The sequence below is a fragment of the Paenibacillus sp. 01T424 genome, assembly GCF_056398745.1.
In genome coordinates this window covers 92,555-116,121 of record NZ_JBFTPZ010000027.1, presented here as the reverse complement: position 1 = coordinate 116,121, position 23,567 = coordinate 92,555, and the positions used below count along the sequence as shown (strand labels likewise).

General features: G+C 44.1%; 24 protein-coding genes. All 24 read left to right on the top strand.

Annotated elements, in window-relative coordinates:
• Nucleotides 1–19 precede the first annotated feature (19 nt).
• Entirely contained in the window at nucleotides 20–952 is a 933-nt protein-coding gene (sucD, locus tag AC1DPK_RS20170) for a succinate--CoA ligase subunit alpha (RefSeq protein WP_053375706.1), read from the top strand.
• Between the two features lie 177 nt (nucleotides 953–1,129).
• The gene (dprA, locus tag AC1DPK_RS20165; RefSeq protein ID WP_477511430.1) at nucleotides 1,130–2,263 is read left to right on the top strand and encodes a DNA-processing protein DprA; all 1,134 of its coding nucleotides are present in this window, start codon (nucleotides 1,130–1,132) and stop codon (nucleotides 2,261–2,263) included.
• Between the two features lie 28 nt (nucleotides 2,264–2,291).
• Nucleotides 2,292–4,400, top strand: a complete 2,109-nt coding sequence (gene topA, locus AC1DPK_RS20160; protein WP_441881301.1) for a type I DNA topoisomerase — start codon at nucleotides 2,292–2,294, stop codon at nucleotides 4,398–4,400.
• Between the two features lie 786 nt (nucleotides 4,401–5,186).
• Complete coding sequence (trmFO, locus tag AC1DPK_RS20155) at nucleotides 5,187–6,506, top strand: FADH(2)-oxidizing methylenetetrahydrofolate--tRNA-(uracil(54)-C(5))-methyltransferase TrmFO (protein ID WP_477511429.1); 1,320 nt, start codon at nucleotides 5,187–5,189, stop codon at nucleotides 6,504–6,506.
• Nucleotides 6,507–6,563: 57 nt separating this feature from the next.
• A complete protein-coding gene (gene hslV / locus AC1DPK_RS20150; protein ID WP_477511428.1) occupies nucleotides 6,564–7,109 on the top strand; it encodes an ATP-dependent protease subunit HslV in 546 nt (181 codons plus the stop codon).
• A gap of 78 nt (nucleotides 7,110–7,187) precedes the next feature.
• A complete protein-coding gene (hslU, locus tag AC1DPK_RS20145) occupies nucleotides 7,188–8,588 on the top strand; it encodes an ATP-dependent protease ATPase subunit HslU (protein ID WP_441881297.1) in 1,401 nt (466 codons plus the stop codon).
• Between the two features lie 27 nt (nucleotides 8,589–8,615).
• On the top strand, nucleotides 8,616–9,386 hold the full coding sequence (gene codY, locus AC1DPK_RS20140) for a GTP-sensing pleiotropic transcriptional regulator CodY (protein ID WP_076269144.1): 771 nt from the start codon (nucleotides 8,616–8,618) through the stop codon (nucleotides 9,384–9,386).
• A gap of 216 nt (nucleotides 9,387–9,602) precedes the next feature.
• The gene (flgB, locus tag AC1DPK_RS20135; protein WP_339208914.1) at nucleotides 9,603–10,016 is read left to right on the top strand and encodes a flagellar basal body rod protein FlgB; all 414 of its coding nucleotides are present in this window, start codon (nucleotides 9,603–9,605) and stop codon (nucleotides 10,014–10,016) included.
• Nucleotides 10,017–10,018: 2 nt separating this feature from the next.
• Nucleotides 10,019–10,468 (top strand): flagellar basal body rod protein FlgC, encoded by a 450-nt coding sequence (gene flgC / locus AC1DPK_RS20130; RefSeq protein ID WP_441881295.1) that lies wholly within the window; start codon nucleotides 10,019–10,021, stop codon nucleotides 10,466–10,468.
• Nucleotides 10,469–10,507: 39 nt separating this feature from the next.
• Nucleotides 10,508–10,813 (top strand): flagellar hook-basal body complex protein FliE, encoded by a 306-nt coding sequence (gene fliE, locus AC1DPK_RS20125; RefSeq protein WP_076269147.1) that lies wholly within the window; start codon nucleotides 10,508–10,510, stop codon nucleotides 10,811–10,813.
• Nucleotides 10,814–10,855: 42 nt separating this feature from the next.
• Nucleotides 10,856–12,427: a flagellar basal-body MS-ring/collar protein FliF gene (fliF, locus tag AC1DPK_RS20120; protein WP_076269148.1), complete on the top strand. Its 1,572-nt coding sequence runs from the start codon at nucleotides 10,856–10,858 to the stop codon at nucleotides 12,425–12,427.
• A 23-nt stretch (nucleotides 12,428–12,450) separates the two neighbouring features.
• Nucleotides 12,451–13,452 carry a flagellar motor switch protein FliG gene (fliG, locus tag AC1DPK_RS20115; RefSeq protein ID WP_179089844.1) on the top strand — a complete coding sequence of 334 codons (1,002 nt, stop codon included), beginning with the start codon at nucleotides 12,451–12,453 and terminating at the stop codon, nucleotides 13,450–13,452.
• On the top strand, nucleotides 13,445–14,284 hold the full coding sequence (locus AC1DPK_RS20110; RefSeq protein ID WP_477511427.1) for a FliH/SctL family protein: 840 nt from the start codon (nucleotides 13,445–13,447) through the stop codon (nucleotides 14,282–14,284). The genes fliG and AC1DPK_RS20110 overlap by 8 nt, the downstream gene beginning before the upstream one ends.
• On the top strand, nucleotides 14,271–15,596 hold the full coding sequence (gene fliI / locus AC1DPK_RS20105; RefSeq protein ID WP_076269150.1) for a flagellar protein export ATPase FliI: 1,326 nt from the start codon (nucleotides 14,271–14,273) through the stop codon (nucleotides 15,594–15,596). Before AC1DPK_RS20110 ends, fliI begins: the two co-directional genes overlap by 14 nt.
• 8 nt (nucleotides 15,597–15,604) lie before the next feature.
• Complete coding sequence (gene fliJ, locus AC1DPK_RS20100) at nucleotides 15,605–16,051, top strand: flagellar export protein FliJ (RefSeq protein ID WP_076269151.1); 447 nt, start codon at nucleotides 15,605–15,607, stop codon at nucleotides 16,049–16,051.
• A 46-nt stretch (nucleotides 16,052–16,097) separates the two neighbouring features.
• Complete coding sequence (locus AC1DPK_RS20095; RefSeq protein WP_477511467.1) at nucleotides 16,098–16,994, top strand: MotE family protein; 897 nt, start codon at nucleotides 16,098–16,100, stop codon at nucleotides 16,992–16,994.
• Nucleotides 16,995–17,039: 45 nt separating this feature from the next.
• Nucleotides 17,040–18,410: a flagellar hook-length control protein FliK gene (locus AC1DPK_RS20090; protein ID WP_477511426.1), complete on the top strand. Its 1,371-nt coding sequence runs from the start codon at nucleotides 17,040–17,042 to the stop codon at nucleotides 18,408–18,410.
• A 41-nt stretch (nucleotides 18,411–18,451) separates the two neighbouring features.
• Entirely contained in the window at nucleotides 18,452–19,207 is a 756-nt protein-coding gene (locus AC1DPK_RS20085) for a TIGR02530 family flagellar biosynthesis protein (protein ID WP_477511425.1), read from the top strand.
• A 116-nt stretch (nucleotides 19,208–19,323) separates the two neighbouring features.
• On the top strand, nucleotides 19,324–20,142 hold the full coding sequence (gene flgG, locus AC1DPK_RS20080; protein ID WP_076269155.1) for a flagellar basal body rod protein FlgG: 819 nt from the start codon (nucleotides 19,324–19,326) through the stop codon (nucleotides 20,140–20,142).
• 56 nt (nucleotides 20,143–20,198) lie between these two features.
• Nucleotides 20,199–20,426 (top strand): flagellar FlbD family protein, encoded by a 228-nt coding sequence (locus AC1DPK_RS20075; RefSeq protein ID WP_054028981.1) that lies wholly within the window; start codon nucleotides 20,199–20,201, stop codon nucleotides 20,424–20,426.
• Nucleotides 20,423–20,887, top strand: coding sequence for a flagellar basal body-associated FliL family protein (locus AC1DPK_RS20070; protein ID WP_076269156.1), 465 nt, complete (start codon nucleotides 20,423–20,425; stop codon nucleotides 20,885–20,887). Before AC1DPK_RS20075 ends, AC1DPK_RS20070 begins: the two co-directional genes overlap by 4 nt.
• A 37-nt stretch (nucleotides 20,888–20,924) precedes the next feature.
• Entirely contained in the window at nucleotides 20,925–21,926 is a 1,002-nt protein-coding gene (gene fliM / locus AC1DPK_RS20065; RefSeq protein ID WP_054028979.1) for a flagellar motor switch protein FliM, read from the top strand.
• Nucleotides 21,916–23,181 carry a flagellar motor switch phosphatase FliY gene (gene fliY / locus AC1DPK_RS20060; RefSeq protein ID WP_475449022.1) on the top strand — a complete coding sequence of 422 codons (1,266 nt, stop codon included), beginning with the start codon at nucleotides 21,916–21,918 and terminating at the stop codon, nucleotides 23,179–23,181. The genes fliM and fliY overlap by 11 nt, the downstream gene beginning before the upstream one ends.
• Before the next feature lie 20 nt (nucleotides 23,182–23,201).
• The gene (locus AC1DPK_RS20055) at nucleotides 23,202–23,564 is read left to right on the top strand and encodes a response regulator (protein ID WP_076269158.1); all 363 of its coding nucleotides are present in this window, start codon (nucleotides 23,202–23,204) and stop codon (nucleotides 23,562–23,564) included.
• Nucleotides 23,565–23,567: the final 3 nt, after the last annotated feature.

Genomic DNA, 23,567 nt, shown 5'->3' with positions numbered 1-23,567 from the left:
CAGGGGATGTGAGTTAAGAGTGAGCATTTTGGTTAATAAAGATACAAAAGTCATTACCCAAGGTATTACAGGAGCAACTGGCTTGTTCCATACCAAAGGCGGATTGGAATACGGTACGCAAATGGTCGGCGGCGTAACACCTGGTAAAGGTGGCACAAACGTTGATATTACACTTGATAACGGCACGCTCGTATCATTGCCTGTTTTCAACACGGTTGCTCAAGCAAAAGCTGCTACTGGCGCTAATGCTTCAGTTATCTATGTACCACCTGCATTTGCTGCAGATGCAATCATGGAAGCGGTTGACGCTGAGCTTGATCTTGTTATCTGTATTACAGAAGGCATTCCCGTGCTGGATATGGTAAAAGTTAAACGTTACATGGACGGCAGCAAAACCGTTCTTATCGGACCTAACTGCCCAGGCGTAATTACGCCGGATGAATGCAAAATCGGCATTATGCCTGGTTACATTCATACAGCTGGACATGTTGGCGTAATTTCTCGCTCAGGAACATTGACTTATGAAGCGGTTCATCAATTGACGACTCGTGGAATTGGACAATCTTCTGCAGTAGGAATCGGCGGCGACCCGGTTAAGGGCTCTGAGTTTATCGATATCTTGAATCTTTTCAATGAAGATCCAGATACCTACGCGGTTATCATGATTGGTGAAATCGGCGGTACAGCAGAGGAAGAAGCTGCTGAGTGGATTAAAGCAAACATGAAAAAACCAGTTGTCGGCTTCATTGGCGGCGCAACAGCGCCTCCGGGCAAACGGATGGGACATGCTGGCGCAATCATTTCCGGTGGTAAAGGAACAGCTGCTGAAAAAATCGCAACGCTTGAAGCTTGCGGCATTAAAGTAGCTCCAACACCATCTGAGATGGGTTCAACGCTTGTGAGTGTTCTTGAAGAGCAAGGCCTTCTTGAAAAATGTATCACTCGCAAATAATTATATAGTTTGATCTAAGGTAAGCAACCTTTCAACGACCCGATAACGGGAGTTGGAAGGTTGCTTTTTTTTTTGCGGATTGCCATTATTTTATCGGCTGACTTGCATTCTTATGCTATCTACCGCACAATAGATAAGTATGTAGGCCAGCCCGAGTAGAGAAGGGGCTTGGTACTGATGACTAAAAAACAAGATATTCGTAGACAAATGGTTATTGCCTTTCACGAAATTCCTGGCATCGGATGGCATGCAATTCAGAAGGCTGTTCACCATGAATTTTGGAATAAACGATCATGGAGCATAGAAGATTTACTTGCTATAGGCCTGCATCGTGGTCAAGCGAAAGCAGCGGCTGAACGTTATGCAGAGCGGCCATGGATTTTGACAGAAGATCCGTCAGAAGCAGTTGCTGTAGTAAATGCAATCGCATTAACGCCTTATGATACCGAATATCCGAAAATTTTAAGAGAGATTGCACAGCCGCCTTGGGTCTTGTATGCTAGAGGACGTCTTGAGCTGCTGCAGCGTCCAGCAATTGCAGTAGTAGGTACAAGAGTGCCGACCGCATATGGCAGGCAATCAGCGACTACGCTGGCACAGGAGCTTTCCTCTGCTGGCTTGACGGTGGTTAGCGGCCTAGCCAAAGGTGTCGATAGCAAAGCTCATGAAGCAGCGTTGTACGGAGCGGGAGGAACGATTGCTGTTCTGCCTACGCCTATTGATAAGTGTTATCCAACTGAGAATCTATCATTGTTTCACAAAATTGCCGAGCATGGCTTGCTCGTCTCAGAAACGCCGATCGGTACTCCGCTGCATCCTGGACAATTTCCACAGCGCAATCGTATTATTGCGGCATTATCTGTAGGAACGGTTATTGTGGAAGGCGCAACGAAGAGTGGCTCTCTGATAACAGCACAGCATGCGATGGACATGTCTCGGGAGTTGTTTGCTGTACCCGGTCCAAACTCATCGCCTAAGAGTGAGGGGCCAAATGCGCTCATCAAACGCGGAGAAGCAAAGCTTATTAGCTGCGTTGAAGATATTATCGATGAGCTGAATTGGCTGCCGGAAGCGCTTAAAGCTTACAAGGAAGCAGATGCAGCGAGCAAGTCCGAACAGGAATTAAATAAGCCAGAGCTCACGCCTGAGGAGAGTAAATTGATTGCTTTTTTGCGAGATCAGCCCTTATCTATTAATGAGTTGCACGAGCTCTCCGCCTTCCCGTTTGGACATTTGAACGCACTTCTGCTAAATTTATGTATAAAACGCAAAATTGAATTGCAGCCCGGATCAATATATATTGCTTTATAGCTTGCAATGGAGAGAGGAGGCGCCTTACATGGCAGATTCTTTAGTTATCGTCGAATCACCCGCGAAAGCCAAAACGATTGGTAAATATCTTGGCAGTAAATATATCGTTAAAGCTTCTATGGGACATATTCGCGATTTGCCCAAAAGCCAGATCGGCGTCGAGGTTGAAAATGATTTTAATCCTAAATACATAACCATACGCGGCAAAGGCAGCATTCTCAAGGAATTGAAGGATGCCAGCAAAAAAGTGAAACACGTCTTTCTAGCAGCCGATCCGGATCGCGAAGGTGAAGCGATTGCTTGGCATTTGGCGCATTATTTGGAGCTGGATGAGACCGATACTTGCCGCGTTGTATTTAATGAAATTACGAAACAGGCCGTGAAGGATGCTTTTAAGACACCGCGCAAAATTAATATGGATTTAGTTAACGCGCAGCAGGCGAGACGGATTTTGGACCGATTGGTTGGTTACAAGATTAGTCCGCTTCTTTGGAAAAAAGTGAAGAAGGGCTTGTCTGCCGGCAGAGTTCAATCGGTTGCCGTTAAGCTCATCATCGATCGTGAGAACGAAATCGATGCATTCATCCCTGAGGAATACTGGTCCATCACTGCGAAGCTGACTCATGCAGGAATTCCTTTTGATGCGAAATATCATTCCATTCTTGGAGAAAAACGTGAGTTAGGCAAGGAAGCTGACGTTGAGGAAGTTCTACAAGCGATGAAGGGCAGCAAGCTCACAGTCTCTGACGTGAGAGAGAAGGAGCGTCTACGCAATCCAGCGCCTCCATTTATAACGAGCTCCCTTCAACAGGAAGCGGCAAGGAAACTTGGCTTCCGGGCTTCTAAGACGATGTCAGTAGCACAGCAGCTGTATGAAGGCGTTGAGCTGGGTAAAGAAGGTACAGTCGGTTTAATTACTTATATGAGAACCGATTCTACGCGCATCTCGCCTATCGCTCAAGAAGAAGCGAAAGAATTCATTTCTGAGAAGTATGGCGAAGCTTTTGTGCCTGAACAACCACGCATTTACACAAAGAAAAACAGCAACGCTCAAGACGCGCATGAAGCGATTCGGCCAACGTCCATATTAAGAGATCCCGAATCAATGAAACCGTTCTTGAGTCGTGATCAGCTGCGACTGTATAAGCTCGTATGGGAACGTTTCGTATCGAGTCAAATGCAATCGGCAGTGCTCGACACGATGACCGTGGATTTGCAGGCAGGCGATACAACGTTTAGAGCTACTGGTTCTAAAGTGAAATTTGCCGGCTTTATGAAGGTATATGTGGAAGGCAACGATGACGGCACGGTTGAAGAGCATAAGTTTTTGCCGCCGCTAGCCGCTGGAGATGTCATTCAATCAGAATCGATAGATCCAAAACAGCATTTTACGCAGCCGCCGCCACGTTTTTCGGAGGCGCGACTAGTAAAGACGCTTGAGGAGCTCGGTATAGGTCGTCCAAGTACGTATGCGCCAACTCTGGAAACGATTCAGAAGCGCGGATACATTGCAATGGAAGAGAAAAAATTTATGCCAACTGAGCTTGGAGATCTTGTCATTCAGCTCATGGAAGAGTTTTTCCCTGAAATTTTGGATGCGGAGTTTACAGCGAACATGGAAGGCAATCTCGACCATGTGGAAGAAGGCACAGAGGATTGGGTAAAGGTGCTCGCTACATTTTACGAATCCTTTGAGAAAAGATTAGAAGTTGCCGAAGATGAAATGAAGGAAATCGAAATTCAAGACGAAGTGTCCGATGAGCTTTGTGAGAAGTGCGGACGCCACCTTGTCTATAAGATGGGCCGATTTGGCAAGTTTCTTGCGTGCTCGGGCTTCCCGGATTGCCGCAATACGAAACCGATCGTCAAGGATATCGGTGTGACATGTCCGAAATGCGCAGAAGGCAAAATCATTGAGCGTCGGAGCAAAAAGGGACGTATATTTTATGGCTGTGATCAATATCCCGGCTGTGATTATGTGTCATGGGATAAACCGACGAACAAACCTTGCCCGCAATGCGGCGAGTCCAAGCTTGTTGAAAAGCGCAATCGCAGCGGAGCAAAGCTGCTTTGCCCAACATGTGATTATTCCGAAGAGGTATTGGATGAAGACGAGCAAGGTACCGATACGGATTAATTAAGCATGAGCTAGCATTAGCAACCATACTACAGAATCGAATGACAACCGCCTTACCCGTCCTCCCTTCACAAAGGGGGGACACCGTTGTTAAACGGGCTATTAAGCTGCTGTAATCGATTTATAATGGTTTCAATCATTCTGATATTTCAAATGGCTTAAATCGCTCAAATCGCACCAAAGCTTCTACTGTCTTTCAGTTATGTGATACTAAAGGTTGTGCAAGCTGAACTCATATCATTAACTGATGCTGATGGAAGAGATCTTTGTTTGCGCAAGCTGGAAGCGTGTCACGAAGTGACGGAAGCGATCTTACGGCAATGGGATGGATAACCGACTGATTAACACAGAGGTTAGTCCAATTGCAGGTGTCCAGAGGACGCAGTCCTTGGGGCCCTCCCTTGGAAGGGAGGGTTTGGGTGGGTTCGAAAAGCTTGTGGGGTTTTAAGTTTTAAAAGGATTTGAAGTTTTATAAGGGTTTTAAGCTTTAAAAGGCTTTTAAGTTTAAAAAGGAATTGAATGTTTTAAAATGCTTGTAAAAGTGTTGTAAAATTGTTGTAAAAGTGTTTTAAAATACAAAAAGTGTTTTAAAAGTTTTGTAAAGCTTGAAAGGCTCTAAAAGCTCTTTATAAAGTTTTAAAGTTGAAAAACTTCACAACATTCAAAATGTTTGAAATTATTGGAAGGTTTGAAATTATTAATTTACAATAAAAAAACCTTTGAAGGCAAGGTAGTAGCGCCAAAGGTCAACCTACGTGAACTATATCTGAAAGGATTGAATATATTTTGTCACAACCACAAAAAGTAACCGTCATCGGAGCAGGACTAGCAGGCAGCGAGGCAGCATGGCAAATAGCATCACAAGGAGTACCTGTCGTTTTGTATGAAATGCGTCCAGTCACAAAAACACCTGCTCATCATACGAATCAATTTGCAGAGCTTGTATGCAGCAATAGCTTGCGTTCTAATGGTCTTGCAAATGCTGTCGGAGTATTAAAGGAAGAGATGCGAAGACTAGACTCGCTTATTTTGAGCTGCGCTGATCAGCACGCTGTACCTGCGGGAGGAGCGCTGGCGGTTGACCGCGACGGTTTCTCTGGTGAAGTTACTCGCAGACTGCATGAGCATCCACTTGTTGAAGTACGGAATGAAGAGGTAACAGAAATTCCGAAGGATGGAATTGTTGTTATTGCTACAGGCCCACTGACAGCACCGGGCTTGTCTTCGCAAATTCAAGAGCTGCTGGGCGAAGAGTATTTTTATTTCTATGATGCTGCAGCGCCAATCGTTGAAAAAGATTCGATCGATATGAGCAAGGTTTATTTAGCTTCCCGTTACGATAAAGGTGAGGCTGCTTATTTGAACTGTCCAATGACAGAAGAAGAATTTGAAATTTTCCACGAAGCGCTGACAACAGCTGAGAAAGCAGAAGTAAAAGATTTTGAGAAGGAAGTCTACTTTGAAGGCTGTATGCCGATCGAGATTATGGCAAGCAGAGGCAAACAAACCGTATTGTTTGGACCTATGAAGCCAGTTGGACTTGTAAATCCGCACACGGGTGAGCTGCCACATGCTGTAATTCAGCTTCGTCAGGATAACGCTGCAGGAACATTATACAACCTAGTTGGATTCCAGACTCATCTCAAATGGGGAGAGCAAAAACACGTCTTCTCATTAATACCAGGTCTGGAAAATGCTGAGTTTGTTCGTTTCGGCGTTATGCATCGCAATACGTTTATCAATTCACCTCGTTTGCTTAAGCCTACCTATCAGCTTAACAACCGCGAGACCTTATTTTTTGCAGGCCAGATGACCGGTGTTGAAGGTTATGTGGAATCTGCTGCTTCCGGCTTGATTGCTGGAATCAACGCTGCAAGATTAGCTCGAGATCTTGAACCACTCGTATTGCCGGAGCAAACTACGCTTGGCAGTATGGCTCATTATATTACAACAGCCGATTTCAAGCATTTCCAACCGATGAATGCTAATTTCGGTTTATTTCCACCGCTTGAGAAGAAGATCCGCAGCAAAAAAGAAAAGAACGAAATGATTGCGAATCGCGCTTTGGAAGGTATTGAGCAATTTAAAAAGGAACATTTGCAATAATATTGCGTAATGAAGGCATGGCAATTTAATTATTTGGAACCTTGAGGAGGCAAAGCAATGGAAATGCAATTTCACGCTACAACGATTTGCGCAGTTCGTCATGAGGGAAGAGGTGCAATTGCCGGGGATGGTCAGGTCACTTTTGGGAATAGCATGGTCATGAAAAACTCTGCTAAAAAAGTAAGAAGGCTTTATCGCGGTCAAGTCGTCGCAGGTTTTGCAGGATCAGTTGCAGATGCCATTACTTTGTTCGAGAAGTTTGAGGCAAAGCTGGAGGAGCATCACGGCAACTTGCAGCGCTCAGCTGTTGAGCTTGCCAAGGAATGGCGTTCAGACCGTGTCCTTCGTAGATTGGAAGCGATGATGCTCGTTATGGACAAAACCGGCTTGCTGCTTATTTCAGGCAACGGTGAGATCATTGAGCCAGATGACGGCATTCTAGCAATCGGCTCAGGCGGCAGCTTCGCATTATCGGCAGCAAGAGCGCTTCAGCGTCATGCACCTCAAATGGAAGCAAAGGATATCGCACGTTCATCGCTAGAAATAGCGGCAGAAATTTGTGTATTCACGAATCATAATATTATTGTTGAAGAGATCGTATAAATCGAGTAACAGGATTTTGGATAGAAGGCCAAACTTCGGAAAGTCTTAGCGAAGAATAGAAATCGGAGGGATTTTATAATGGGAAATGATGCACTGACGCCTCGTCAGATCGTAGCGGAGCTTGATAAGTATATTGTTGGGCAAAAACCAGCGAAACGTTCTGTAGCCATTGCGCTTCGCAATCGTTATCGGAGAAGTTTGCTCGATGAAACGCTGCGCGATGAAATCGTTCCGAAAAATATTTTGATGATCGGACCTACCGGAGTAGGTAAAACGGAAATCGCACGCCGCTTGGCAAAGCTGGTTAAGGCACCATTTGTGAAACTAGAAGCGACGAAATTTACTGAGGTCGGATATGTAGGCCGTGATGTTGAATCAATGGTCCGCGATCTAGTGGAAACAGCTATACGTATGGTGAAAACAGAAAAAACGGAAAAAGTAAAAGACAGAGCAGAAAAGCTAGCTAATGATCGCATCGTTTCTTTGCTTGCTCCGTCAACGGCTAAGGCTAAATCGCAAAAAAATCCATTTGAAATGTTGTTTGGCAATCAACAGCAATCAGAAGAGCAAAAGGAAGAGCCGGAAGTGGAAAATGCGCTCTTTCAAAAACGTTCGCAAATTAAAGAGCAGCTCGCGGCTGGCAAGCTGGAAAACGAAATCATTGAAATTGAGGTAGAGGACTCCTCACCTAATATGATGGATATGCTTTCAGGCCAGGGCCCAGAGGGCATGGGCATGAATATGCAGGAGCTGTTCGGTCAATTAATGCCGAAGAAGCCGAAGAAGCGCAAGCTGCCTGTAAAGGAAGCTCGCAAGGTGTTGACGCAGGAGGAAGCTAACAAAATAATCGATATGGATGATGTCATTACCGAATCGATTACAAGAGCTGAGCAATCTGGCATTATTTTCATAGATGAAATTGACAAAATTGCGAGCCCATCACGTGGATCTGGCCCAGATGTATCTAGGGAAGGTGTTCAACGTGATATTTTGCCTATCGTTGAAGGCTCTACTGTCATGACAAAATATGGTCCCGTTAAAACGGATTATGTGTTGTTTATCGCTGCTGGCGCGTTTCATGTTGCCAAACCTTCGGATTTGATACCAGAGCTTCAAGGTCGTTTCCCGATCCGGGTAGAGCTGACTAGTCTTAGCTTGGACGATTTTGTAAGTATTTTGAAAGAACCAAAAAATGCTTTAACGAAGCAGTATTCAGCTCTACTTGAAACGGAAGGCATTCAGATCGAATTTACTGATGAGGCGATTCGTGAGCTTGCGTCCATTGCCGCAGATGTTAACCGCAATACTGAAAATATTGGCGCGCGTCGCTTGCATACGATTTTGGAGAAGCTGCTGGAGGATCTATCTTTTGAAGCGCCTGAGTTGTCGCTCGAAAAAATGACGATTACGCCGGAATACGTTCGAGAAAAACTCGGAAGCATTGCGCAAAATCGCGATTTGAGTCAATATATACTGTAGTTGTTATGAGTTTTGGGAGGCATTAGAATGACTTTACTAACGAAGACTAGAACGCTGAACCGGTTGTTGCAACGCGCAGCTGGCAAAGCGCTGAGTTTCAGGGAAATGGCAGAAGTACTTTGTACAACGATTCAAACCAATGTGTTTGTCGTCAGCCGGAGAGGTAAAATACTTGGCTGCTCCGCAGTAGATGCGTTTGATCACGATTTCATGCGAACGTTATCAGCTGATGAGCTTCGTTTCCCGCAAGAGAGCAACGTTCGGTTTCTTGATATGCAGGAATCGATGACGAATGTGAAGCCAGATTCGGGAATTTACGAAACTTTTCCGCGGTTAGGTGATCAAGAAATTATGACGGTTGTACCTATTATTGGCGGAGGAGATCGTCTAGGTACGTTGGTCCTGACCCGTTTATCCGGTACTTTCGATGACGATGACCTTATTTTAGCTGAATATGGTTCAACGATTGTTGGCATGGAGATTTTACGGGAGCGCGCGGATGAGATTGAGCAAGAGGTTCGCAGTCGTGCAGTCGTTGCCGTTGCGGTCGGTTCGTTGTCATTTAGCGAATTAGAAGCGGTCGAGCATATTTTCGAGGAGCTTGATGGCAAGGAAGGTTTGCTTGTCGCATCGAAGATCGCTGACCGAGTAGGAATTACTCGTTCAGTTATTGTAAATGCGCTTAGGAAGCTGGAGAGTGCTGGTGTCATAGAAACAAGGTCATTAGGCATGAAAGGCACATACATTAAAATATTAAATCACCAATTATTGCAAGAATTAGATAAGATGAAGCGATAATTATAGGACGTTTAGACCATTTTTGCCCTATCTGATTTTAAAGATAGGGCTTTTTTCTTATTGTAATAATTTAGGAAATTGTTGAATATTATCATGTCGGCAAAAATCGACACATGTATCTCATTTTTTTAATATTTACTGTCGAACAAAGAAGGAATGAGCAGTAATCTGTTGAATACGTTAAGAAGATCCCCTATGTGAAAGTGGTGAAACTACGTGAATTTGTTGAATGGCGCAGCATTTGGAAGAATGGAAGGTGCGCTTCAAGCAGCTGAAATGCGGCAGCGCGTCATTTCTAACAATGTGGCAAACGGTGATACGCCGCATTTCAAACGGTCAGAGGTTTTGTTTGAGGAATTATTAGAGCAATCCATGGGAAATACGCAAGGGCAATTGATCGGCAAACGAACGAATCAAAAGCATATTGCTATTGGAGCAGGTTCTTCTAATGTACCTATACCCAAACTTATTACCGATGAAACAACTTCGATGAACAACAATGAAAATAATGTTGATGTCGATCGTGAGATGTCTTTGCTAGCTAAAAACCAATTAAGCTACAACTTTTATGTCCAACAGATTAATCATGAGGTAAGAATGATGCGCACAGCGATTGAAGGGAGAGCTTAACGATGAAATTGTCCACAGGGTTTGATATCAGCGCTTCGGCTCTATCAGCACAAAGACTGCGGATGGATGTAATTTCTTCTAATATAGCGAATGCTGAAACGACGAGAGGCAGTTTTGTAAATGGACAATTCCAGCCTTACAAGCGAAAGATGGTTGTCATTGAACCTCTGCAGCAGTCCTTCTCAAATGTGCTTTCTCAGCAAATGAATGAAAACTCCGCTGCTCAAGGAGTTAAAGTAACGAGAATTAAAGAGGATCAATCGCCAAACAAGCTCATTTATAATCCAACGCATCCTGATGCTGATGCAAACGGCTATGTAAATATGCCGAATGTGGATGTAACGAAGGAAATGGTAGATATGATTGCAGCTACAAGATCTTACGAAGCAAACGTAACCGCGCTAAACGCTACCAAATCAATGTTTATTAAGGCACTAGAAATAGGAAAGTAATTGATTAACAATTCCATATGAAGTATTGGGGGAGTAATGATGATACAAGCGATGTCGCTTAGCCCGGTTCAGCCAACCAAACTCATTGAAACTAAATCGGTTCAAGAAGCGACTCCGGCACAATTGACGCAATCATTTGGTCAATATCTAGAAACGGCAATTAATAATGTAAGTGATCAGGAAAAGAACGTTCATAAGCTTAACGACAAATACTTAATAGGTCAGGTTGACGTTTCAAAGGTTTTAATTGCTTCTGAGCAGGCGCAACTAAGTTTGCAGCTTACCTCACAAGTCCGCAACAAAATGGTCGAGGCATATCAAGAAATGATGCGGATGCAAATTTAACCATCATGAAGACCTAGCATAGTATTTGGGTGAGGTGAAAATGTGAACGAGAGAATCGCCCAGTTTCGAGGTAGGCTTACACAATTATGGAGCCAGACGGGCAGAAAACAAAAAATTTGGTTGGGGGCATCTATTAGTGGACTATTGTTAGCAATTATTTTGTTAACGATTGTATTTACGAGAACGGAATACGAAATTGCTTTTCAAGGTTTGGATACAACAGACGCAGCTGCTATTATGACTTACTTAGACGGAAGCGGAATACCTTACCAGCTCAGCAACAATGGGAAAAGCATTTCAGTACCGAGCACAGATGCAGCACGAATAAAAGTAGATGTAGGTTCTCAAGGTTTAGTTCAAAACGGTTCCATTGGTTTTGAAGCATTTAATGCAAGCTCAAGCCAGTTTGGCACAACCGAAAATGAATTCAATGTAAAATATTTGAATGCTTTGAACGGTGAAGTTCAACAGTTGCTGAATGCGATGCAAGGTGTGGACAGTTCGAAGGTTTTGGTTAACTTGCCAAAAGAAAGTGTATTTCTATCTGCAGAAGACGCGGAGCAAGCATCAGCATCGATTATGATGAAATTCGTGTCTGGCTATCGTCCAAGTCAGAAGGAAATCGACGGCTATTACAACCTGGTAAAAACAGCGGTTCCGGATTTGGCAATTAAGGATATTACGATCTCAAGTCCTCAAGGCGAATTAATCTACTCTGATGTTGCTGGCGGAATAGCTAATAATTCAGATGCGGTTGAGTCCCAATTCGTCATTCAGCGCAAATATGAGGCTGAGCTCAAGAAAAATATCCAGCAGTTTCTAGGAACAATCGTTGGAGCTGATAATTTAGTCGTTCAAGTTTCTAGCAGCATGAACTTCGATAAGAAGACATCGCAGGAATCTGTTGTGAAGCCGCTAGACAATAACAACAATAACGGCATTATCATTAGTGAACAGCTGAATAACAGTACTTCGACTGGCAATTCAGGAGACGCTGGCGGTGTTGCTGGAACTGGAGAAACTGACGTACCAGGCTACGAAGCGGCTGCGACGGGCAGCAATTCTTCAGAATCGAACTCGACCATTCGGAATTATGATGTGACTCGAATCAACAACAACATCGAATCCGGACCTTTTGTTTTAAAAGACCTTTCTATTAGTATCGGCATCGAACAGTCACAAATGAATGATGAAGCAAGCAGAACGGCCATTATGACATATTTGACTGCATTGGTGCGCGCACAACTAGCTGATTCTGGTCAAGATGTAACCAATGACGCATTGATAGAGAAAAAAGTTGCTCTTATTGCAAGAACATTTTCTGGAAGCAGTTCTGCTAAGGAATCGAGCCTACTATCAACACCTTGGATTATCGGAATTGGTGTTGCTGCTCTTGCTATCATTGGCGGACTCATCTACATGTTAGCACGCAGACGCAAGAAGGTTGCCGAGGAAGAAATCGAATTGGTTGCTCCAGCTAAAGTGGAATATCCAACTCTTGATTTGGAAAGTGTCAACAACGACAGTCAGGCTAGAAAAAATCTTGAAACACTTGCCAAACGAAAACCGGATGAGTTCGTTAACCTTCTTCGCACATGGCTTGTGGATGAATAGAGGTGGTTCATGTGTCAAAATCAATGCAAGGATTATCTGGTCGACAGAAAGCTGCCATTTTACTTATTACGCTTGGACCTGATGTATCCTCTCAAATATTCAAGCATTTAAGAGATGAAGAAATTGAACAGCTAACACTTGAAATCGCAAATGTCCGTAAAGTGGACAGTAGTGATCGTGAAACGATTTTAAGCGAGTTCCACCAAATCTGTATGGCTCAAGAGTATATCACGCAAGGCGGCATTTCTTATGCCAAAGACATTTTGGAGAAAGCGCTTGGTGAACAAAAAGCTCTTGAAGTTATTAACCGGTTAACGGCAACGCTTCAAGTAAGACCATTTGACTTCGCTAGAAAAGCGGAGCCTACACAAATTTTGAACTTTATTCAAAATGAGAACTCGCAAACGATTGCTTTGGTATTATCGTATTTGCAATCGGAGCAGTCTTCGCACATTCTTTCATCGCTGCCGCAAGAGAAACAAGCAGAGGTTGCGAGGCGAATTGCTCTGATGGATAGCACATCGCCAGAAGTCATTTCGCAGGTAGAAAGAGTGCTTGAGCAAAAACTGTCCGCAACCGTTACCCAGGATTACACGAATGCTGGCGGTATCGACTCTATCGTTCAAATATTGAACGGTGTCGATCGCGGGACGGAGCGTACCATTCTCGACGCGCTTGAAATTCAAGATCCAGAGCTTGCAGAAGAAATCAAAAAACGGATGTTCGTGTTCGAGGACATTGTCAATATCGACAATCGCTCCATTCAACGAATCATTCGCGATATCGAGAATTCCGATCTTCAGCTTGCGCTTAAAGTGGCAAGTGAAGAAGTTAGAGAAGCGATCTTCCGCAATATGTCGAAGCGTATGGCCGAAACATTCAAAGAAGAAATGGAATTTATGGGACCAGTGCGGCTTCGTGATGTTGAAGAAGCGCAAACACGCATTGTTGCTACGATTCGCAGATTAGAAGAGTCAGGTGAAATCATCATCGCCCGTGGTGGAGGAGACGATATCATTGTCTAATTTGATCAAATCTTCGAGTGTGATTACTCTTGATCAATTGAAGCAGCTCGAATGGCTGCATCAACGGAATCTTGAAATCAATGAATCGCTGGATCAGGAAGAGGATATGGAACCCGTTCCTGATGAAGAAACGATAACTTTGCGAGATCAAATATTAAATGATGCTCAGCTATATGCAGAAGAGAGACTGCGTGATGCAGCAGAAGAAAGTGAAAAGCTTCTTGCTGATACACAGCAGCAAATCGATGTATGGTGGCTCGAAAAACGTACAGAAGATGAATCAGCATCAGAAGCATCCAGGCAATCAGGCTATGAGCTTGGTTATGCCGAAGGAGCCGCGCAATCCGAAAAGGAAATGCGTGAGATCTGGGAGCAAAAGCTGGCTGAAGCATCGGATGTGCTAAAAACTGCATTTCAAATGAGAGAACAAATCATTCAGGAAGCAGAACCCTTTCTTGTTGAACTAAGCTGTGCGATTGCCGAAAAAATTATTGGGCAGCAGCTATCAACGGCTCCTGAAATGGCAATCGAGCTCATTCGCAAATCATTGTCTAGACGCAGAGAGCAAGGAGTTATTACTCTATGTGTTGCACCTGGGCAGCTTGCATTCGTGCAAGCAGCTAGAGAAGAGCTTCATATGGCCATCGATTCTCAAGCGGAATTGCAAATTTTGCCTGACTCGACGGTTAAAGACAACGGTTGTGTTATTCGCTCTTCATTTGGCAGCATAGACGCTCGAATTGACACGCAGCTTGCTGAGATCAAAAAAGAATTAATACATCTTGCTCATCATAGCGGCGAAGAACGAGGTCAAACCTATGATAGTGAATAATCTAGATGTGCTTAAGTATATCGAGCATTTGCAGCCGCTTGATCCCGTTCGGGTCAATGGCAAAGTTACTCAGGTCATCGGCCTAACCGTGGAGTCAGAAGGACCTGATGCGAGCATTGGCGATGTTTGCTTTATTTATCCTTCCAAAGGCGCAAAGCCTATCAAGGCAGAGGTCGTTGGTTTTCGTGATAATAAAGTAATATTAATGCCTCTCGGTGATCTTCAGTCCATTAGCCCGGGCTGTGATGTTGTAGGTACAGGCAAACCTTTGACTGTTCAAGTCGGATCAGAGCTGCTCGGTAAAGTACTCGATGGACTTGGAAACCCGCTGGATGGTTCATTTTTGCCAAGGCGTATGCCGCATTATTCTACTTATAATGAACCAAGCAATCCGCTTAAACGGCCGCGCGTCGTTGAACCACTCGGTATCGGTGTAAGAGCGATCGATGGGCTTCTTACCGTCGGGCGTGGTCAGCGTGTAGGCATATTCGCCGGATCCGGTGTAGGGAAAAGTACACTGCTTGGTATGATTGCTCGCAATACTTCAGCTGATGTTAACGTAATTGCGTTGATCGGCGAGCGTGGTCGTGAAGTGCTTGAATTTATCGAGAAGGATCTTGGCCCAGAAGGTTTGTCCCGTTCGGTCGTTATTGTTGCAACTTCAGATCAACCAGCACTCATTCGCATGAAGGGCGCATTAATTGCGACATCCATTGCTGAATATTTCCGTGATCGCGGTCTGGACGTTATGTTGATGATGGATTCCGTTACAAGGTATGCAATGGCTCTTCGTGAAGTAGGTCTGGCTATTGGTGAACCGCCTGCTACTAGAGGTTACACACCTTCTGTATTCGCTGCACTGCCAAAGCTTTTAGAACGTGCAGGGACAGGGCCAACAGGCTCAATAACCGCCTTCTACACCGTTCTTGTTGATGGTGACGATATGAATGAACCTATCGCGGATGCTGTCCGCGGAATATTGGATGGTCATATCGTTTTAAGTCGTCAGCTAGCGCATAAGGGTCATTTTCCTGCCATCGATGTTTTAGCTTCTGTCAGCCGTGTTATGAAGGAAATTGTCACAGAAGAACAGCAAGATGCGGCGAATGAACTAAAAAAAATGCTAGCTACATATAAAGATTCGGAAGACCTGATCAATATAGGGGCGTACCAACGAGGATCAAATGTAGAAATTGATATGGCGCTAGAATTTATTGAACCGATTCAAAGCTACACAAAGCAAAAGACCAATGAAAAGGTGAGCTTAGAGGAAGCGCAAAGTCGTTTAATTAATGACTTCTACAGGAGTTGAATCACGAGATGGCATCGTTTCGTTATACTTTTCAAAAGGTTGTTGATTTAAAATCTAGTGAAAAAACACAGGCGGAATGGATTCTTTCATCGGCCATTGGTGCTCTAGCGGCTGAAGAATTGTCGTTAGAGCAATTGCGTGCGAAGCAGCAAGAATGGGAAAGCAAGCTGCTTGAATCTTCACAGACTGCTGTTCCTTTATCTGAGCTTCAAGTAATTCAGCAATATTTGGACTATTTGGTCACTTGCATTACAAGCAAATTGAAAGATGTGTTGCATGCACAGAAGGCGGTTGAGCAAAGCCGACTTAAGCTCTCAGACAAGATGAAAGATGAGAAAGTGTGGCTTAAAGCAAAAGATCATGCGCGTGATCGGTTCCAGTATGCGATGCAAATCAAAGAGCAGAACGAACTAGATGAGATGGCAAGCGTCCGTTTCATGATACCAACCCCATAAAGTGATGCGTGACACCGGCTAGAGGGAGTGAGTGGAATTGGCGGGTATGGATAATGAAAAGCAAGGCTATAGCACGCTAGAGAGAATTATGTTTTTGATGACACCAATTTTATTCGCAATTGTATTGCTCGGTGTTTTGTACACCTTGTTCAATATTGATTTCCGCAATAAAATGCTGGAAGCCGGAAACTCAGTTCCCTTTCTAAAAGACGTGCTTCCCGAGCCAAAGGTTGCAGGCGGGCCTGGAAATGATGATGCTTTGAAGACAGCGAATATGTCAGCAAAAATTGCAGATTTGCAAACACAGCTTACTGCAATTGAAAGCGAACTGGCAGCTGCGAATCAAACGAAAGCGACGCTTGAGCAAGAAGTAAAGGACTTGGAAAGTGATAACATCCAGCTTAAAGGTGTAAACGATGATCAATTGCTTGAGGATGAGCAGTATCAAGCGAAAATTCAAGAGCTGGCAAGCATGTTTTCCAAAATTACGCCAAGTAAAGCTGCTCCAATCTTGCAAAGTATGACTTTAGATGAAATGGTACTCGTATTTGCAAATATGCGGCCTGACGATCGAGTGCGCATTATGGAGAAGATGAATCCTCAGACGGCAGCTGATGCAGCGATGAAGCTGAAGGATAACGTGCAGGCAAAGGATTTGCAAATTGCCGCGCTTCAAGCAAGACTTGATTCGCAGAAATCGCCAACTACGAAGCCTGCTACCTCTGTTCTTGATCAAGAGCAATTAAGTGCAACGTTTACAGCTATGAATGCAAAGAGCGCTGCAGAGCTTCTTATCAAAATGATAGATGTGAGTCCAAGCAAAGTGCTTCGGATTTTAAATGCGGTGGATAATCAAACAAGATCAGCCATTATTGCGGAAATGTCTGGAATTAATGAAACGACTACAGCGAAAATTGTAGCTAAATTAATGACAGGAAGTTAATGTCTGACCTAATGTTTTCCCTCTATTTGAAAGGAGGTGAGAAAAATGGAAATGAACATTTCACAAGTTGCTGTAGTACAACCGCAAGCACAAGGTACAACAACGGGACAAGCAAGCGGCAATACAAGCGGAGCAGCGTTTCAGAAAACGTTAGTGCAGCAAATTAATAGTGAAACTGCTGGCAGCAGCAGTCAGACGCAAGCTGCACCTTTAGTTGCAAACGTATCTAAGGAAGCTATGGTAGGGGTGGATGGCGCTGCTGCAGCACCAACATTATCTGACCTCATGTCAATCATCGATGGTTTGCTAGCGCAATTGGATGCAACTAATGGTGAAGACGGCAAGGCTCCTCTTGAAGATGATCAGCAGCTCCAACAGTTGGAAGACGTGCTTGATCAAATGAATGCTTTGCTTGCTCTGCTTGGCATTCCAGTGCCTGTCATTCAGCAACCGATTGGTCAACCGACTAGCGGTGAGGAAGATTCCTCTATTTCATTAGAGGGGAAAAATGCAGTAAATATCAAATCAAGCCTGCAGGATACGTTGCTGCAAATGCAAGTGATGCTGCAGCAGGGAACAACAAAATTGGTTGGACAGCAAGAGCCAACGGTTTTGGTTGCACAACAGCTTAAGGCGTTAACAGCGATTTTGGAAGGCGAGCCGGTGGATACGACTAAGACTCATACGAAATCGACCGCTTTTACACAACAACTGTTTACGGCTCAAAATGTACAGCAAGCTGACGTTAGTACGCTATTGCAACGACTGTCACAGCAAACCGCCCATCCTGCATTATTAACAACTGCAGTTCAGGGTGTGGAGCAGGCAATCGCATCAGATGTATCTGACTCTTCAATTGAATTGATTCCGCAAATGCAGCTTGGAACAAACAATCCGGATACAATGCGGACGTTTACTTCACTTGTTGCTAATGCAGCAGCAGCTACTTCATTTGTTGTCGCTGATGAATTTGCCCAATCCATGACAGGTATGATCGTACAAAAATTTGATCTTACAACATTGAATGGCGTTTCAGAAGCGAAGCTCATGTTATACCCTGAGCATTTAGGGCAAGTAGACGTTAAAATAACGATGCAAAATGGACTTCTAACCGCGATCTTCCAAACGGATACGGCAATGGCCAAGGACATGCTGGATAATCAAATGGCTCAACTGCGGTCAGCGCTTCAAGCACAAGGCCTTATGGTAGATAAGCTTGAGGTTTCGCAAGGTCAATCAGCTGCGCAGCTGTTTCAACAGCAGCATGGACAAGGAAGCAATCAGCAGCAGTCATCCAATCGTAATGCTGTGAACACTGACGAAACTGTGAATGAGTCTCAATTTGAAACCGAAATGGTTCAACAAGCGACAATTCAGGGTCTTGGATTTGGCAGAGGCATAAACGTTAAAGCGTAGTGGAGTTAGTAGAGGGTTAGAGAGATCGGAGGTGATCGGAAATGGCAGATAGCGTTTCTACTCGCGTAGTTTGGCCGAATTACAGCAAAGAGAATGTACAAGCTGCAGCAAACAAAAAAAACACGGATACGCTTGGAAAAGATCAATTTCTAAGTATTCTAGTTACGCAGCTTCGCAACCAGGATCCTATGCAGCCGCTTCAGGATAAAGAGTTCATCGCTCAGATGGCGCAATTTACTTCAGTAGAGCAGCTGATGAATATGTCCACCGAGCTATCTTTAATGCGTCAAAACATTGGTTCAGCATCCAGCTTAATCGGTAAAACGATTGAATGGAATGAATATGATGATGCTGGTGCAATCAAGACCGCCAAAGGCGTAGTTGATTCCATTATCTCGAAGGATGGTCTCCTTTATGCAAGGGTAGGCGGAGCCGAGATTGCTCTTGATTATGTCAACTCTATCTCGGAAACAACGCCTAGCAAGACAGTTGCCAACCGTTCAGCTCAGCCATCTGAATTTCAAGAAATACTTAATGGCAAGGTTTTAAAGTTTAGCCATCATGCCGAGGTTAGAATGCAGCAGCGAGGCATTAACTTGCAACCAGAGTCATTAACCAAAATAATGAATGCGGTCGAAGAGGCTGCATCCAAAGGCGCTCAGGATTCATTAATCGTTTTCCGAGACATTGCCATGATTGTGAATGTCCCAAGCCGTACAGTTGTGACTGCAATGGATGGCGCGCAAATGCGAAGCAACGTATTTACGCAAATAGACAGCGCTATTATATTATCGTAAGGCTGGACCTATCAGGGAGCCTCAAGCTGTGGACCGATTGAAGCAGTTTATGATAGTGCTAACATTTTTTTGAAGCCCATAAGATTTTAATCCATTCCCTAGGAGGAATTACGAAAATGCTAAGATCGATGTATTCGGGCGTGTCCGGTATGCGCGGCTTCCAAACAAAGCTAGACGTTATTGGTAACAATATTGCGAACGTGAACACGGTTGGCTTTAAAGCAGGTCGCGTCATGTTCAAAGATATTTTGAGCCAAACGGTTGCGGGCGTTACCGCACCTGAGGAAGGCGTACGCGGCGGCGTTAACGCAAAACAAATCGGACTCGGCGTGTCTATCGGCTCTATCGATACCGTACATACCGCAGGAAGCGCAATGACAACGAACCAACCGACAGACCTTCGTATTGACGGAGACGGATTTTTCGTAGTTAGAGCGAGCGAAGATTCTGAAATGCTTTTAACACGTGCGGGCAACTTTACGCTTGATTCAAATAGACAGCTTGTTACAGGCGATGGCTATTTCGTACTAAGCGTTGATCAAGAGCCTATCGTACTTGATGAAGCAATTACGGCGTTTTCCATTGGTCAAGACGGAACGATCATGGGTGTAACAGCGGATGGTACGGAAGCCGTTGCACAGCTTGGCGTAGCCAAAGTTGTAAATCCAAGTGGTCTTGAGAAACTGGGCGGCAATATGTACCGTGTTACAGCGAATGCTAATCCGGATGCTTCTATTGAGGATTTCATGACGTTCGCGACTGATCCTGAATTCGGTACAGGCGCAATCATTGCCGGTCAGCTGGAAATGTCTAACGTTGACTTAACTGCTGAATTTACAGAAATGATCGTTGCACAACGTGGTTTCCAAGCGAATTCACGTATTATCACAACTTCTGATGAAATTTTGCAAGAGGTAGTTAATCTAAAACGATAAGTAAGTCATAACGAGCGGGAGGCTTAACGCCTCCCCTAGGTGTGAGGGGGCAACTGATGATTACCGTAACGCGGTTGAACGGAACAAAGGTCACAATAAATGCTTTATTAATTGAAATGATTGAAGAATCAGCGGATACGGTGATTACACTTACGACGGGCAAGAAGCTGGTTGTAAAAGAAAAAACAACGGAACTGTTGCAGCTTAATGGGCAGTATCTTCGCACAATTGGCCTTATTGCGGCGGCCCAAAAGAGTGAGCAAACGGAGGGTCCATCGTCATGAAGAAAATGCTACCTTGGTTAATTACGATTTTGTTATCCATAACTTTAATCGCCATTGTTTCAATCATCTTGTTCAAGTCGTTTTTTACTGACCCTAAGGAGCAGGCGACGGAGACAAAAACGATTGAGGTTAAAGCTTTATCGGCTGATGAGCGTGTGGCCGTAACTTCTGAATTAAAGGAATTCAGAAGAAATCTGAAAGATCGTGAATATGTCGTTATTTTGAGTTTTGCTTTCCAGCTCGACAAGAAGAAAACAAAAGAAGATTTTGATAAACTGCTTGAGATTGAAGTTCGCCCAATTATTAACCGTGTTATTGCTGATATGACAGCAGATGAGCTGCAGGGTTCTCAAGGTGAAGACGCACTTGAGTCGAAGCTTCTCAACTTAATCAATCCTATTATTCCTAAAGGTAAGTTGATTAAGGTAGAAATCACAGACTTTACACTTGCTCCACTTTAACTGACTACGCAGACATTCCTCGAAGGAGGTGAGATATTTGGTTGATGTTTTATCGCAAAATGAAATTGATGCGCTACTAGCTGCCTTGGATTCCGGTGAAATGGATGCAGAGGATTTAAAGAAGGAAGAAACGACGCGTAAAGTCAGTGTGTATAATTTCAAACGCGCCGTACGTTTTTCGAAGGATCATATTAGAAGTTTGACGCGGATTCATGAAAACTTCGCACGGTATTTGACAACCTATTTCTCAGCACAACTTCGCACATTTGTTCAAATTAATGTCGTGCAGGTCGAGCAATTGCCTTACGATGAATTTATTCGTTCGATACCAAAGATGACGATATTGAACATTTTTGAAGCGGAGCCGCTGGAAGGTCGTATGGTGCTTGAAGTTCATCCAAACGTAGCGTACGCAATGCTGGATCGAATGTTAGGCGGACAAGGCATAGCGCCATCCAAAATCAACAACTTAACTGAAATTGAAACCATTATTATGGAGAAAATTTTCAGTCGAACGTTTGAAGGCTTGCAGGAGGCTTGGAAAACAGTAATCGATATTTCTCCTAGGCTGGAAGCATTGGAAACGAACCCGCAGTTCATGCAAATTGTATCGCCCAATGAAACGATCGCTCTCATTTCATTCAGCACCAAAATCGGCGATACGACGGGTATGATTAACCTTTGTATTCCGCATGTCGTTATTGAACCGATTATGTCCAGGCTGTCTGTTCATCACTGGTTTGTATCGCAAAAGAAAGCTCGCGCGCCAGAGGAAGTTGAAATATTGGAGCAGCGAGTAAATAAAGCGAAGCTTCCTATCGTAGCTGAGCTTGGCGAGTCGTCGCTAACCATTCAAGAGTTTCTAGGACTGAATATTGGTGATGTTATTTCATTGAATAAATCAGTTAATGATGGTCTCAACATTAAAGTTGGAGACAAGCTTAAATTCATTGGCAGTGCAGGCTCTGTTAAGGATCGGCTAGCTGTTCAAGTAGATGAGATTGTCACTGAAGGAGTGGAAGAAGATTATGACGAGTAAGGACTATTTGTCACAAGAGGAAATTGATGCATTGCTACGTCAATCCTCCAGTGAGCCGGAACCGGAGCAGCACACTGAAGTCGGAACACAACTTTCAGACTTTTTATCCGATATGGAACAGTCTGCTCTGGGTGAAATTGGAAACATAACATTTGGCAGCGCGGCAACAGCATTGTCAACGTTGCTTGGCAAGAAAGTAGATATTACTACACCACAAGTTACTATTGTAAGAAAAGATGAGCTTGCTGACATTTTCCCTAAGCCTCATGTTGCAGTTAGCGTGCAATACGTAGACGGCTTTCAAGGCATTAATTCACTTGTCATAAAAACAAAAGATGCCCAAATCATTGCTGATTTGATGCTTGGCGGTGAAGGCACCAACATCACTGTAGAAGAGCTTAATGAAATTCACATTAGTGCAGTTCAAGAAGCGATGAATCAAATGATGGGATCATCTGCTACGTCGATGTCAACGATATTTAATCGTTTTGTCAATATTTCGCCGCCGGGCATTGACATTCTAGATGTTAATAACGGTGATGGCATGGAGCATTTGCCACCGGTAGATATGTTTATAAAAATATCATTCCGGCTTACGATTGGAGATCTCATAGATTCAACAATCATGCAGCTGCTGCCCATTCCGTTTGCGAAACAAATGGTTGATATATTAATGGGAGTGGTAGATGATCAGCCAGCTCAGCCTGCTGTTCCAGCGCCTCAAACGGCTGCAGCAGCGCCGGCAGCACAACAAGCTATGGCAATGCAAGAAACGGCTGCAGCAGCTCATTTGAACGCTGTGCCGCCGCAAATGAATATGGCTTCACAGGCGCCTCAAATGCCTTCTATGCCGTATCAAACACCTGCAGCTGGCTACGACATGTCGATGCAGCCGCCGGGGCCTCATACATATGGTCATGCAGCTAGTCGAAATGTTAATGTACAGCCTGTGCAATTTGCTAATTTTGGCAATGCGCCAATTATTCAGCCAGATGAGACAAACCTCAATTTACTTCTCGACATACCGCTTAAGGTCACGGTAGAATTAGGAAGGACCCAAAAGCAGATAAAAGATATTTTGGAGCTGTCGCAAGGTTCTATTATTGAGCTGGACAAGCTAGCTGGCGAACCAGTCGACATCCTAGTGAATAACAAGCTGATCGCAAAAGGCGAGGTTGTTGTCATAGATGAAAACTTTGGTGTTCGTGTAACGGATATCGTAAGCCAATGGGACCGCATTCAAAAATTACAATAGCATCCTAGGAGGATAAAAAGATGGCAAACCGCATTCTTATCGTAGACGACGCAGCTTTCATGCGCATGATGATTCGTGACATTTTATCAAAGAACGGCTACGAAGTCGTCGGTGAAGCCCAAGACGGCGCACAAGCAGTTGAGAAGTACAAGGAATTGAAACCTGATTTGACAACAATGGATATTACGATGCCTGAGATGGACGGAATCTCCGCTCTGAAAGAAATTAAAAAAATTGATAGCAATGCTAAAGTAATTATGTGTTCAGCAATGGGTCAGCAAGCAATGGTAATTGATGCGATTCAAGCAGGCGCAAAGGATTTCATCGTCAAACCGTTCCAAGCTGATCGTGTAATTGAAGCGATCAAGAAAACACTCGGATAACGG

What these genes read in the sequence shown, in the direction of transcription:
- hslU (WP_441881297.1), top strand. Translation starts at nt 7,188, where the DNA reads ATGGGAAATGATGCACTGACGCCTCGTCAGATCGTAGCGGAGCTTGAT.
- codY (WP_076269144.1), top strand. Translation starts at nt 8,616, where the DNA reads ATGACTTTACTAACGAAGACTAGAACGCTGAACCGGTTGTTGCAACGC.
- fliE (WP_076269147.1), top strand. Translation starts at nt 10,508, where the DNA reads ATGATACAAGCGATGTCGCTTAGCCCGGTTCAGCCAACCAAACTCATT.
- AC1DPK_RS20075 (WP_054028981.1), top strand. Translation starts at nt 20,199, where the DNA reads ATGATTACCGTAACGCGGTTGAACGGAACAAAGGTCACAATAAATGCT.
- AC1DPK_RS20090 (WP_477511426.1), top strand. Translation starts at nt 17,040, where the DNA reads ATGGAAATGAACATTTCACAAGTTGCTGTAGTACAACCGCAAGCACAA.
- AC1DPK_RS20095 (WP_477511467.1), top strand. Translation starts at nt 16,098, where the DNA reads ATGGATAATGAAAAGCAAGGCTATAGCACGCTAGAGAGAATTATGTTT.
- topA (WP_441881301.1), top strand. Translation starts at nt 2,292, where the DNA reads ATGGCAGATTCTTTAGTTATCGTCGAATCACCCGCGAAAGCCAAAACG.
- AC1DPK_RS20070 (WP_076269156.1), top strand. Translation starts at nt 20,423, where the DNA reads ATGAAGAAAATGCTACCTTGGTTAATTACGATTTTGTTATCCATAACT.
- fliG (WP_179089844.1), top strand. Translation starts at nt 12,451, where the DNA reads ATGCAAGGATTATCTGGTCGACAGAAAGCTGCCATTTTACTTATTACG.
- hslV (WP_477511428.1), top strand. Translation starts at nt 6,564, where the DNA reads ATGGAAATGCAATTTCACGCTACAACGATTTGCGCAGTTCGTCATGAG.
- AC1DPK_RS20085 (WP_477511425.1), top strand. Translation starts at nt 18,452, where the DNA reads ATGGCAGATAGCGTTTCTACTCGCGTAGTTTGGCCGAATTACAGCAAA.
- flgG (WP_076269155.1), top strand. Translation starts at nt 19,324, where the DNA reads ATGCTAAGATCGATGTATTCGGGCGTGTCCGGTATGCGCGGCTTCCAA.
- AC1DPK_RS20055 (WP_076269158.1), top strand. Translation starts at nt 23,202, where the DNA reads ATGGCAAACCGCATTCTTATCGTAGACGACGCAGCTTTCATGCGCATG.
- fliY (WP_475449022.1), top strand. Translation starts at nt 21,916, where the DNA reads ATGACGAGTAAGGACTATTTGTCACAAGAGGAAATTGATGCATTGCTA.
- flgC (WP_441881295.1), top strand. Translation starts at nt 10,019, where the DNA reads ATGAAATTGTCCACAGGGTTTGATATCAGCGCTTCGGCTCTATCAGCA.
- fliJ (WP_076269151.1), top strand. Translation starts at nt 15,605, where the DNA reads ATGGCATCGTTTCGTTATACTTTTCAAAAGGTTGTTGATTTAAAATCT.
- dprA (WP_477511430.1), top strand. Translation starts at nt 1,130, where the DNA reads ATGACTAAAAAACAAGATATTCGTAGACAAATGGTTATTGCCTTTCAC.
- fliI (WP_076269150.1), top strand. Translation starts at nt 14,271, where the DNA reads ATGATAGTGAATAATCTAGATGTGCTTAAGTATATCGAGCATTTGCAG.